Annotated in this window: 7 protein-coding genes and 1 pseudogene; 2 read left to right on the forward strand and 6 right to left on the reverse strand. The window is 41.4% G+C overall.

What is annotated here, in order from left to right:
- Positions 1-32: 32 nt before the first annotated feature.
- From HT703_RS08385 to HT703_RS08405, 5 genes and pseudogenes are all read right to left on the reverse strand, one after another.
- On the reverse strand, positions 33-893 hold the full coding sequence (locus tag HT703_RS08385; protein WP_054392960.1) for a YihY/virulence factor BrkB family protein: 861 nt from the start codon (positions 891-893) through the stop codon (positions 33-35).
- 178 nt (positions 894-1,071) lie between these two features.
- Positions 1,072-3,126, reverse strand: a complete 2,055-nt coding sequence (locus HT703_RS08390) for a sodium:proton antiporter (protein ID WP_100127825.1) — start codon at positions 3,124-3,126, stop codon at positions 1,072-1,074.
- An 11-nt stretch (positions 3,127-3,137) separates the two neighbouring features.
- Entirely contained in the window at positions 3,138-3,392 is a 255-nt protein-coding gene (locus HT703_RS08395; protein ID WP_000361073.1) for a hypothetical protein, read from the reverse strand.
- The gene (locus tag HT703_RS08400; protein ID WP_054392962.1) at positions 3,385-3,942 is read right to left on the reverse strand and encodes a class I SAM-dependent methyltransferase; all 558 of its coding nucleotides are present in this window, start codon (positions 3,940-3,942) and stop codon (positions 3,385-3,387) included. The genes HT703_RS08395 and HT703_RS08400 overlap by 8 nt, the downstream gene beginning before the upstream one ends.
- Positions 3,926-4,882: pseudogene (locus HT703_RS08405) on the reverse strand (TIGR01212 family radical SAM protein). Before HT703_RS08405 ends, HT703_RS08400 begins: the two are co-directional and overlap by 17 nt.
- A 91-nt stretch (positions 4,883-4,973) precedes the next feature.
- On the opposite strand from HT703_RS08405, the gene HT703_RS08410 reads away from it, so the two are divergent.
- On the forward strand, positions 4,974-5,333 hold the full coding sequence (locus HT703_RS08410; RefSeq protein ID WP_000525408.1) for a DUF3397 domain-containing protein: 360 nt from the start codon (positions 4,974-4,976) through the stop codon (positions 5,331-5,333).
- 212 nt (positions 5,334-5,545) lie between these two features.
- Positions 5,546-6,544 carry a transposase gene (locus tag HT703_RS08415; protein ID WP_081005540.1) on the forward strand — a complete coding sequence of 333 codons (999 nt, stop codon included), beginning with the start codon at positions 5,546-5,548 and terminating at the stop codon, positions 6,542-6,544.
- 247 nt (positions 6,545-6,791) lie between these two features.
- Here HT703_RS08415 and bgaA read toward each other — a convergent pair whose 3' ends face one another.
- Entirely contained in the window at positions 6,792-13,493 is a 6,702-nt protein-coding gene (gene bgaA / locus HT703_RS08420; RefSeq protein WP_172930032.1) for an LPXTG-anchored adhesin/beta-galactosidase BgaA, read from the reverse strand.
- Positions 13,494-13,631 lie beyond the last annotated feature (138 nt).

Raw genomic sequence — 13,631 nt, forward strand, 5'->3', positions numbered from 1 at the left:
TGATACTATGCGCTTTTGTAATAGATAAATAGTTAATCTTTTTTAAAGACCGGATCTTTCAAACTCTGTATACTGGCATTGATCACCGCGCCTAGAATAACAATTTTGGCAATTAAGATAAACCAAAACATCATAACAACAAGAAGAACGGAACCTAAAATTCGGACATCCACCAAATGATGGACATAGTAATTGAGATAACTAGAGAACAGAGTTAGTAAACCTAAAATCACTAAGAGGACAAAGGCACTGCCTGGTAGGGTATAGCTAATTTTCCTGTCAGATAGATTGGGAAGAAAATAATAAAGCATGACCAAGATAGCAAAGAGGAGGGCGTAAGTCAGAGGACCTGCCAACCCTTGTAAAGCCTGATAGATAATGCCATCTTTTGTCCAATAATGAGCAAGTAAAGCCAAAAGCATCTGCCCAAACAAGCTCAAAAACAAGGCAAACGCAAAGAGGAACTGCAAGCCAAAACTGACTAGGAGGCTCACCATCTGATGGGAAATAAGTCCACGACTCTTTTCGACGCCATAAGCCTTGTTAAAAGCTTTTTGCAAGAAATTCATAGATTTTGAAAAACTCCATAGCGCCGACAAGACAGAAAAACTCAATAAACCTGTTGAAGGTTGCGTCAAGACTTCTCTGGCTATTTTTTCCACACCTTCATAGAGGCTTGGGGGCAGGACGTCTTTCATAAAGCCCAGAAGTTCTCCCACAGGAATCTGAAAATAGGGGAGGATATTGACCACCACCAAAAGCAGGGGAAAAATCGAAATCAACCAATAGTAGGCTACTGCGACACTGGTCAACTCACTATCTGATGCTTGATAATAATGCAAAAAAGCTTTTAATAGAGGCTTGTCTATCAGCTCTTTCCACCACTTTTTCATGTCACACTCCTTCACTTATAATCTTATACTCAATGAAAATCAAATAGCAAACTCGGAAGCTAGCCGCAGGCTGCTCAAAGCCCTGCTTTGAGGTTGTAGATGAAACTGACGAAGTCAGTCACATATATAATCCAAGGCGACGCTGACGTGGTTTGAAGAGATTTTCGAAGAGTATTAACTAATTTCTTCTTACCAATTCCACCATATCATACGGCAGGGTATTGGCAGCTTCCTTCAAGGAATAGTTCTCTAAGTTATTGACATTTTGTCGTAACTTCTTGGCATACTTGGTCGTAATCAATCGTTTTTCTTCGTATTCGAAAATCAACTTGCGCTCCAGATAATAGCCCCTCAGCATTTCATCGATATTGTTAGGCTTAACGCGATTGATAACCCGTTCGACAAAGGCACCACTGCTGATAATAGCTGTTTCTCGAAGACGAGACTCCTGCATAAAACTAATCAAAGAGCGTCTATAGACTCCCTTCAGGTTTTCCAAACTTTCAATAATCATCTCTGTATTGGCAAGATAGAGCTCTGCTATTTGGTCGTAATCAAGAGCACGGAGACGGCTTTGCTCCTTGTCCTTCCAGATACGGAAGGTCTTTCCGAGAGTAAAAACTTCATGAAGGAGAAAACGTAAAATCCGCAAAGAAACAAGGAAATAATAGGTCAATCGTGACGCAAACTTACGATTGATGCCTCGTTCTATATTTTTCAGATAACGTTGGTAAACTCGGTAAGCACGATTGCTAATGTTCCCCTCTTCATAGGCCTGTTCCAGTCCATCACTTTCAATACTAAGAATCAAGAGTTTCAAAGCAGCCCAGTCTTCTTGATCATCCTGGTTTTCTTGGCTTAAAATGAGATTTTCAATACGTCCATGGTAATTGTCAATAGCCGCATAGAGGGGAAGTTTATTTCTGGTGTCTTCCAACTCTTTTTCCAACTCCAGCGTTACTTTATTCAAAATGGCGATATGCATGAGATAGTCCTTGCTTTCTTCCTGTTCATCCGAAAGATGAGGCAGGATCAAGAGACCTGTTAAAAAGCTTACAAGCGTCACACCTGCAACAAGGAAAAGCAAGAGAGGATACTCCTGTTCTAAATTACTTGGTATCAAGAGAATCGTCGCAATCGACACCGTTCCCTTGACACCTGAGAAGGTCAAGAGAAGCATGTCCTTCATATACTTATTTAGCTTTTTCTTGAGACGTCTAGTCCTATAGGCAAAATAGCCATAGATCATGACAAAACGAATAGCAAAGAGGACAAAGGTAAGGGTGACAAGAGATGCCAGCAAGAGCAAGGGATTATAGATTGGATTGGTCAAGATAGGCTCTGCTATCATTTCCAACTCCATTCCTAAAATCACAAAGACAGAACCGTTGAGCATAAAATTCACTGTATGCCAAACTGTCGCGGTCACCGTATCCACTTGGGCTTCGAGGAGCGTGATTTTCTTGAAGCGACTCGCCTTTAAAATCCCAGCAACTACGACGGCAATAATCCCTGAAACGTGGACTTCTTCTGCCAGGAAGAAGGTTACCAAGGGTAAACTCAATTCCAGAAGGAGCTCACTAGCAATATCCGTTGCTCGCACACTTAGCAAGAAGCTATGCAGGAAACGATTAGTCATGGCTGTTAAAAAGCCAATTAAAAAACCGCCTAGGATTGAAAAGATAAGCGAACTGCTAGCTTGCCCCAGAGAAAAAGCTCCAGTTGTCCAAGCTGTCAAAGCTACCTGAAAAGCCACCAAACCAGAAGCATCATTCAAGAGTCCTTCGCCCTTAAGGATATTGGACACGCGCTTAGGAAAGCTAAAACGCTCCGAAAGAGAGGCAAAGGCCACCAAGTCCGTAGGACCAAGGGCTGCCCCAACAGCCAAGCAAGCTGCCAAGGGAAGGCTGAACCAAAGAAGATGGGCCAAGCCACCCAAACTCAGGGTCGAGATAAAAATCACTGGAAATATGAGATAAACAATGATTCGCCAGTGTTTTAAAATAGCCGTAACATCTGCTTCTTCAGCCTCTCGGAAAAGCAAGGGTCCGATAACCAGTGCCAAAAACAACTCCGTATTAAGGTGAAAGTCAGTATTGGGTAAAAAGAGACCAATCACAATTCCCAAAAGAATCTGCACCAAAGGGAGAGGCAAAAAGGGCAGGAGCTTATTGGTTGTACTTGAGACAATCAAAACCAGTAAAAATAGGATGAGGTAAATCAGTAATTCCACGCACGTCCTCCTTAATCTTTTTTACAACAGGATTCAAATATCTCCTTCTGCTCTTTGATTTTTTGGTCAATCTTGGAACAGTCTTTGTGCTCAATTTTTCTCTGGCACCGTTCCATTTCAAGAGCAACTAATTTTTTCTTGATTTTAAGCATTTTTTTGCTCATATGCGCTTGGTCTAGCACGCCCACCGCTCGTTCGTGGTGGGTTGATTCAACAAAATTCTGGCGCATGGCATCCAGCTTTTCGTGTAGGTATTGTTTATCCATGTCTGTATCTCTCTAATTTTTCAATCATCACTAAAAACGGCGGGTTGTTGACTTGGTTTAAAGTTCGGTAAATGGCAGCTGTGTACTCTTGTTGGTTCAACTGGATTACAAAATCCAAGACAGCATCTCTCTCGAGGTCACCTCCTTCATGACCATAGTAAATCATAATAGCAATTCGTCCACCTTTGACAAGTAAGCCACATAGCTTTTCTAATGCCTCAATCGTTGTCTGCGGTCGGGTGATGACAGACTTATCAGCTGACGGCAAATAGCCCAAATTAAAAATCCCTGCCTTGGCTTCTGTAACAAACTGGTCCAGTGTCTCATGACCTTGCAAGATTAACTGGGCATTTGTCAAGCCAGCCTGGTCCAAACGCTCCTTGGTCTTTTCCAAGGCTTGCTCCTGAATATCAAAGGCATAGACTTGCTTGGCTAGCTTGGCTAAAAAAAGCGTGTCATGACCATTTCCCATAGTCGCATCCACTACGACATCCTCTTTTGTCACGACCTCAGCCAAAAAATCATGTGCCATCTCAAGTTGTCTTTTCATTTTCAAACTCCTGTTTTACAGCCTTGCATCCTTGAACACTTCCACGACGTCGCATCTCCATCTCAATGCTGTTGAGAGCTTCCCATTTATTGAGGCTCCACATAAGCCCAATCAGCATATCCCTAGGTGCATCTCCTGTGATTCGATGGATGACAATATGTTTGGGAATGATTTCCAGTTGGTCACAGATGACCTTAACATATTTGTCCTGACTCATCAATTGTAAACGTCCCTCATGGTAATCTCCTTGCATACGAGTATTTGTCATAAGATGGAGCAAATGCAGTTTAATCCCTTGAATATCGTTATTCGTGACACAACGGCGGACATTTTCAACCATCATCTCATGGGTTTCACCAGGCAAACCATTGATCAAATGGGAAACAATCTCAATCTTGGGATACTTTCTCAAACGCTTGACCGTTTCCACCTACAATTCATAAGAATGCGCACGGTTAATCAGGTCAGAGGTTGCTTCATAAGTAGTCTGCAAGCCCAATTCAACCGTCACATGCATGCGCTCCGATAACTCAGCCAAATATTCGATGGTTTCGTCTGGTAAACAGTCTGGACGCGTTCCAATATTGATTCCTACCACACCTGGCTCATTGATAGCCTGTTCATAACGCTCTCGAATAACTTCCACCTTTTCATGGGTGTTGGTAAAATTTTGAAAATAAACCAGATACTTCTGAACATCTGGCCACTTACGGTGCATAAAGTCAATTTCCTTATAAAATTGCTCACGGATAGGCGCATCTAGGGCTACAATAGCATCTCCAGAACCTGAAACCGTACAAAAAGTACAGCCTCCATGAGCCACAGTTCCATCACGATTGGGACAGTCAAACCCCGCATCAATAGGGACTTTAAAAGTCTTTTCTCCAAAGAGTTTTCGATAATAATCATTCAAGGTATTATAAGATTTCATGACTTTCATTATAACAAAAATCACCCACAATCTCAAAAGCCTGACTTTCCTATAAATTCCTCTGTTTCTCGTTTCCATTAGCCTTTTTTTATGATACAATATGGGTATGATTTTAATGAAATTAGCATCTATTTTATTATTGATACTGACTCTAGTCGTCTGCATTATCCTAACCAAACTTTTTAGATTAAAAAAACTAGGACGAAACTTTGCGGATTTGGCTTTTCCAGTCTTGGTATTTGAGTATTACCTGATCACAGCTAAAACCTTTACCCATAATTTCCTCCCTAGACTGGGGCTAGCCCTCTCGATCCTAGCCATTATTCTCGTCTTTTTCTTCCTTTTGAAAAAACGCAGCTTTTACTATCCTAAATTCATCAAATTCTTCTGGCGTGCAGGATTCTTATTAACCCTTATCATGTATATAGAAATGATTGTTGAATTGTTCTTAATGAAATAGTCGAATCCCTAAGCATTTTTTTCTAGGGATTTTTGCTTTCTCTACAAAATAGTATAGACAATAACACTATACAATTTTATACAAAGAAAAGAGTCTGGGACAATAGTCTCTTATATCCAAAAAAGCAACGGATTTGCTGTTGCTTTTTTGCATGGTTGCGATAGTCTTGGTAAAATAGAATTGCACAATAAACCGTTTAGAAAGGCTATCCCATGCATATTCACTATAACACAAATCAAACAACTTTACCACTAGAAATCAGTTCCTTCTTACCACAAGACCATCTCGTCTTTACGATTGAAAAAGTGGTGAATACCTTGGAGGAACATCACTTCTACGCCTTCTATCATACCTTTGATTGCCCGTCTTATCACCCTAAAATGCTTGTATCTACTCTTCTATTTGCCTATTCACAAGGGATTTTCTCTGGGCGAAAAATTGAAAAAATGATGATTGAAAATCTGGCTATGCAATACCTAACAGGGCAGTTGGTTGTCAGCTATCGCACCATCAATCGTTTTCGAGTCGCTGAAGGGATGGAAGACCTTATTCGTGATCTTTTCATCGACCTCAATCTTCGTTTAAAAATGGAAGAGTTAGTGACCTTAGATTGTCTGTTTATTGACGGAACTAAGATTGAAGCCAATGCCAACAAGTATAGTTTTGTGTGGAAGAAAACGACAGAGAAATTCTCCGCCAAACTTCAAGAACAGATACAGGTCTATTTTCAAGAAGAAATCACTCCCCTTCTGATTAAATATGCCATGTTTGACAAGGAACAAAAGAGAGGGTATAAACAGTCAGCTAGAAACTTAGCGAATTGGCACTATGATAACAAGGAGGATAGCTACACACATCCTGATGGCTGGTGCTATCGTTTTCACCATATCAAACATCAGAAAACACAGATAGACTTTCAACAGGAAATCAAGGTTTACTACGCCGACGAACCTGAATCAGCCCCTCAAAAGGGACTGTATATGAACGAAGGCTATCAAAACTTGAAAGTTAAAGAATGTCAGGCGCTTTTATCTCCCCAAGGTAGACAGATTTTCGCTCAACGCAAGATTGATGTGGAACCTGTCTTTGGGCAGATAAAGGCTTGTTTGGGTTACAAGATATGTAATCTGAGAGGGATGCGTCAAGTGAGAATTGACATGGGATTGGTACTTATGGCCAATAACCTCCTAAAACATAGTGAAATGAAATAAGAACAGGACAAATCGATAAGGACAGTCAAATTGATTTCTAACAATGTTTTAGAAGTAGAAGTGTACTATTCTAGTTTCAATCTACTATACAATAAGAGAACGACTCAAAATTAAAAAGCTAGAGTTCCGCAATTGGAAATATCTAGCTTTTTTGTGGTTGAGAACTATTTTGTCTCAGGCTCTTTATCTTCTATTTAGGACAAGAGTTTTTCTTTGGTCTTTAATGATAAAGAAGGTATCAAAATTTCTAGTCTTCTTTTTTACCTTTAGTAACTACTAATCCTGCACTCAAACCTAGAAGAGCTAAACCTGCTGCTACTGCTGCTTGGCTTGCCGCACTACCTGTATTTGGTAACTGGGCTTTATTAGTTTGACTGGCTTCACTTGAATCAATTGGTTTTGTATCTGCTTTTTCTGACACTTGTGGTTTTTTAGCTTCTTGAGCTACTGGTTTGGTTCCAACCAAGATGATGCGGTCTGTCGGAGCTTCTACCACTTCACGGAGTTTTTCTTCCTTACTTCCATCAGGATTAATCGCTGTAAAGATACGTTCTTTACCAGTTTTTCCTTCTTGTTCTACACGAGTTTCACCTAGATACAGTGTTGAATCTTTTTTCTCAACTGTCTTGTATGCCAAATCTTTTTCAACAAATTCGAGTTTTGGAAAATCTTCTTGTACAGCAGCAACTGTCTTCTCAGAAACTGGTTTTTCCTTAGTCAACTGGATACGGTATTCCTTGACTTGTTTTCCACTTTCTGAAACGAGGCGAACAAGTACTGGAAGACTATCTTCTCCACTATCTACCACAGTCGAAGCTACTTGATTGTTTTCTTCAACTGAGACTTTTGGCCGTTGACCTTTATAGGTGATTTGGTAGTCTTGACGATCTTCAGCGAAATCAGCAAGTTCTTTTCCATCTACAAGAATCTTCGATTGAGTGCTTTCTTGAGGCAATTCGCTTGGTGCAAGGAAGGTCAGCTCAATCATCGCAACACCGCTCTTATCTGCTTTACGCTCCATACGCCATCTCATAGCTTTGGCTTTGATAGCTTTAAATGTTACGTTGATTTCATCACCAGCTTCAATGTCTTTATCCGCACGATAAGGCACAGCTTCCCAATTTTCTGGATTGTTAAATGGATGTCCAGATTCGTAGGCTTGGTAGTTTGAATAGTAGATAGGCACTTCAAAGTCTGGGCCGACATAACGTTCCAAAACAAGTTTAGATGGTGCATCTGTACCACTATCTACAAAGAACTGAACTTTTCCTTGTGCAACAGTCCGTTCTACAATCTTACCATTTTCACGGAAGATTACGCCTGCTGATACTTCTGGATTGGTAGACGGTCTTGCAGACCAGTTTGTCCAACGACGATTTTCTGAATGATCTCCGTCATTGAGATAATCCACACGGTCATGGGAGTTTCTATCAATATCGTTAGTGGCTGAAGCAAAGGCCTGGTTACTGTCTTCATCATACTCTGGGTTATCTGAAAGAGCTTCGCCTAGTTTGTCTGTCACTCGTACAGTGAACTCAGCAACAAGATCACTACCAAGGACATGGCCTCGAACGGTAAATTGACCTGCTTTTGTCAGATTTTCTGCTTGAACTTCTTCCCATTCAACTGACAAGTCTTTTGTTTCGTAGCCGTCTTTACCTGTGAAGTAAACTGGAACCTTAGTCGGCAATTCAAGTGCTTGACCTACTTGTACCAAGCGAGCTTGTTTAACCGCAGCAACTGGTTTATAAGAAAGTAAGTTCTTATCCTTAGTGAAGTGCAGACGGTATTCTCCTAAGATGTCGCCATTTTCAGCTTTCGCGATGACACGAACTGGCTCACCTTCACGAACGCTTGGAACGACGGTAGCGAGACCATTGTTGCTAACACTTGCTGTGACTGCCGGAACTTTTCCATCTACAGACTCAAGGTAGTAGTCTGTCAAATCAGGGTTGAAGTTTGCTAAGTCTTTGCCGTCAACTTGGATTCTTGTTTGTCCTTGTTTGGCTGCCGCAACTTGTTTCGCAAAGATTTGTACCTCTGTGATAGACGTTCTACGCTTGTTATCTGCTTTAACCATGCGAATACGAACAGCATAGGTTTCAACTTTATCAAAGCTAAAGTGGTTCATTTCTCCAGCCTTGAGTTTAGCAGGGGCTTTTAGATTAGTAACTGGTTTCCAGTTGGCAGAATCATTAAAGACATGGTCCTCATTACCAACAAAACTAGGGTTTTTAGGAGCTGTTGGGACAGTCTTGCCAACATAATACTCAATCACATAAGACTTCGGTGCACCAACTCCATGGTCTTCGTGGAATCCGACACTTAGATTATCAACGGAGCGTTTGCTCAAGATACCTGAATCTCCAAACAGAACACCGACTGAAGCTTCTGGATTACTACGATTCCAGTTTGTCCAACGATTGGCTGGTTGGTTATTGTAGGAAATGAGCTTGTCATTAACATTTGAAACTGGGTCGCTTGGATTTGAATCTGAAGCAAAGGCAAGTGGCAATTCTGAACCGGTCCATTGGTCAGAAATGTTTGCACCTTGCTCAGTTTGAGCAGATACGCGAACATGAAGTTTAGTTGTTAATCGCGTACCTTCTAAGCGACCATTAACTGTAAAGACACCTTCCTTAGCGTATTGCTCTGGACGAATCGCATCCCATGCAACCTTAGCTGATGAAACGTGACCATTTGAATCATATGTCCGAACGCTTTCTGGTAATTGTGGTGCTTCTGCGATTGGAGTTGTCACACTGACTTCTTCAACTGAAACGATACCTTCTACAGAGACTCTTGCACGCGCTTCAAGGTCAATTCCTTCAACTTTACCTAACACTTCAAAGGTTTGATAGGAGTCTAGTTTTTCTTTCGGAATAGCTTGCCAAGTGACTTTGTGAGCTTTAGGGAAACCTTTGTCATACTCAACCGTTACTGTTGACGGAAGAGTAGGTTCTTGGTGTAAATCTGTCACTACATTTACTGGACGGATAGATTGCGCAATCTTCTTCTCAGTATTGGCCTGGATAGTGAGATCAACTTGGCCTTTAGCTCCCTCATATTCCGCTTTGAGAGTGACTGCTCCTGGCTTATGTAACTCAAGCATTCCTTTACGAATTGCGACTTCCCCTTCACCACTTGTAGAAAAGGTTACTTTATCAGCTGGTAATACAGCTTGCGTTCCATCTTGATAGTGAGCTCGAACCGACAATTTGACAGTTTGGTCTTCTTTGAGACTGTCAGCTTTTTCCACTTGCAAGCTCAAGTGAGCAATTTTTGGTGCTTCTTCAAGGAATTGAATTGCATAGGTTTGAAGAGGGCCACCATCTTTAGGCTGAATAAAGATGCTCGCACGCATGCCGTTTGCTGCGCTTGCTTGAAGAACTGTCACATCAGCATTTTCAGCACTTGCTGTGACTTCTGGCAGTTGGGCACCATAAGATAGAGTACGATATTGCATTGGTTGTCGACTAGTAAGACCTGTTACTGCCTCACCTCCAACAGTAACAGTTGGCACTACAGGTGCTGCAGCATTTCCTTCTTCTACCACAAGGGTTGCATGAATTGGTTGACCTTCTAAATAACCGGTCGCTTGAATACGAGAACCTGGAATTGCTAACTTAGCTTTATCTTCTTCGGCAATCTCCCACTTGTCCACTTCATACTCTTGTACACTTCCATCAGTCAAAACATAGGAAACAGATTTGTCTACAGAATTCAAGTTAGTATTTGGAGCAATACGTTTAACTGTTGGTAATTCTTTCGCAATTGCTAGAACCTCGACATGAGCCTCTACCTCACGTCCATTTGCTGTACCTTTAACAGTCACAACTCCTGCTTGACTAACATCGACTTGAGACCAAGTTACTGGAAGTTTTTCACGACTACCGTCGCTGTATACAAAACCTACTGTTTTCGGCATTTTTGGTTCTTTACCAATTAATGTACGAACTCTTGCTACTTCTGTCCCCAAAACAGTCTTCTCTTGTCCTTCTTTCTTACCAGTAAAGACGGTAACTTGGTCCGATTTCAAGAGATCTGAGTGGGCAGTCAGAGTGAATTTACCTGCTTGTTCAGTTGATTTAACGATGGCAACCCCTTTACCGTTAAAGGCTCTACGGATCCATGAACCATCTGCTTGCGCCTTATAGCGTTCTCGGCTGGCTTGTTCCCCATTATCGACACCGACTAGTTGACCTTGTCCATGCAATTGGAAACGAACCAAATTATTGGCAGTTGGTACAACATTTCCTTCACTGTCTACGATTTCGTAGTAGATGTAAGTCAAGTCTTTTCCATCTGCGGCGATGGCGTGTTCTTCCTTGACGAGGCGAACTCCTGCTGGTTGCCCTGCAGTGGTAATCTTGTCACGTGCAATTTCTTTTCCAGCTTCATCGCGAGCTACAGCTTCCAAGGTACCTGGTTGGTAAGCAACCTTCCACTCAAGATAGAGTTCCTTAGCATTCGCACCTTCTTGGTAGGTACGACCATCGCTGGTTTGTTTTTTGTTGAAGGTCTTAAGACCAAGAGATTTTCCATTCAAGAACAATTCTACACTGGAAGCATTCGAATAAGCACGAACTGGAATCTTACCTTCTGAGTCAGCTACTTTGGATGCTAATTCTTTGTTTTCCCAGTTCCAGTGAGGAAGAAGGTGTACCATCGGTTTCTTCTTAACAGAAACCCATTGGCTTTGGTAGAGATAGAAGTCATGTTTTGGAATGCCGGCTGTATCTACGATACCAAAGTAAGAGCTCTTAACAGGAGTTTGATTTTGGTTGTGCCATGGTGTAGGTTCACCAATATAGTCCGTACCTGTCCAGATAAACTGTCCAGCATAGCCAGCGTTGTCACGGTCAAAAGTCCATGAAGCGGTTGCTGTTTTCCCCCAACCCACACGATCATTCCCATAGTCAGACTGTTCATAATGACGCTCAGGTCCATTGCTATGTTTCAATTCACGTTCAGGGCGATAGTAACTTCCACGTGTACGGGTAGCTGAAGATGTTTCTGATCCATAAATCAACCATTTTGGATGCTTAGCTCTAAGGGCTTTGTAATTATCTTCAGAATAGTTAAATCCAACAGCATCGAGTTCATCAGCAATTTTCTCATGCCCTCCGCTACCATTACCGAAACGGAATTTATCTGCTCCCATGGTAACATAGCGAGTCTTATCAACATCCTTGATAACCTTGACCAAACGTTTAACAGTTGCTAAAGAGTGGGCATCACCATTAGCTTCACCTATTTCATTACCAATTGACCACATGAAGATAGCAGGGTTGTTTTTGCCTCTTTCGACCATGGTACGTAGGTCAAAATCAGACCATTTTTCACCTTTTCGAGCTTCTGGGTGAGTGGCATCTTTTTCAAAGAAACGTCCATAGTCATAAGGTTTCTTGCCACCATACCAAGTATCAAAGGCCTCTTCCTGAACGAGTAAACCTAGTTCTGCTGCGATTTGCAAGGTTTGCTCACTAGCAGGGTTGTGGGTTGTACGGATGGAGTTAACTCCCATCTCCTTCATTTGTTTGAGACGACGGTATTCTGCTTTATAGTTTTCTTCTGCTCCAAGCGCCCCATGGTCGTGGTGCAAGGATACTCCATGGAATTTAATACGTTCACCATTCAAAGAGAAACCTTCATTTGGAGTCCAGTGATAGTAACGGTAACCAAACAAATCCTTCTTAGCATCAACCAATTGACCGTCACGGTAAACACGCGTAATCAATTCGTACAAGGCAGGTTTGTCATTTAAAACGGTCCAGAGTTTTGGTCTTTCAACTTCTAAAATCGCATCTAGGCTTGTTGATTCATGTGCTTTTAAGGTACGACTCTCTGTACGTACTAGACCTGTCACAGCCTGACCACCACGTTCAACGATTTGATATTCTGCTACAAGTTCATGGTCTTTGTCGTCCGTATTGACGATTTTGCTGGTCACATGAGTTTCAACCTTGCCATGTTGTTGTTCTTCAAGTTTTGGTGTTAAAATAGTTGTCCCATTTTTCTCAACATGCACCTTATTTGTCACTTGTAAAGTCACATCACGATAGATACCACTTCCTGAATACCAACGGCTACTTGGCTGTTTGTTGACTGCATGGACAGCAATCACATTCTCACGACCATCTTTGTTCAAATAGTTAGTGATATCATATGAAAATTGGTTATAACCATTTGGATAATGCCCCACTAACTGACCATTGACATAAACTTGAGAATCCATGTAGACGCCATCAAAAGTAAGGCGAACATTTTTCTTGAGGTCTTTTTCATCTAGTTTGAAAGTCTTGCGATACCAAGCTTCCCCACCGTTAAGCTGTCCACCTTCATTTTGTGCAGGAGATTCATGATCGAAATCGTTAAAAATACTCCAGTCATACGGTAAATCCAATTTTTTCCACGTAGATACATCTGCATCCGATTTAATGACTTCCTTAGAATTTGCATTGAGTTTAAAGTGCCAATTTTGATTAAAATCCACTTTCCTGTCTTCAATCATTTGATTCACTTCTTCATTTGTTACAGCTTTAGCATCTTCCCTAAGCGGTTTTTCTTGACTTGAAGCTTGTGATTCTATCCTTGGAGCTTTTTCTTCCGGTTTAGCAGACACTTTTTCCTCTTTTGGAGTTACGGCTTCATCTTCTTTCTTCTCAGATGCAATAGCCTCAGTTGAACTAGATTCACTTTGTTCTGTCCTTTCAACTACATTTTTAGTTTCCAAAGCTTTATCAGCCTTTTCTTCTACTATCGTTTTTTCCTCTTTAGGTTTCTCAGCAGTATGAGTAATAAGTATTTCATCCGCATAAACTACAGATTCTCCAGCTATATTTCCTCCTAATAGAACTGCACAAGTCCCAATCATTACTGAGCAAGCTCCCACAGCAAACTTACGAATGCTATAAACTCTTTTCCGATTCCAATGGCCTTTCCCCATAAAACCCTCCTTATATTATATTTAGTGCAGTTAGCTACTGCCAAAGCCCAAGTGGTATACATTGTATGACAACCTAGTTTCAACAATTTACACTCTGTGAAAATCCAATTCAAACTTCGTCAGCGTCGCCTTGCCGTA

The sequence above is a fragment of the Streptococcus sp. 3874 genome, assembly GCF_013276425.1.
GTDB classification, from domain to species: Bacteria; Bacillota; Bacilli; order Lactobacillales; family Streptococcaceae; genus Streptococcus; species Streptococcus pseudopneumoniae.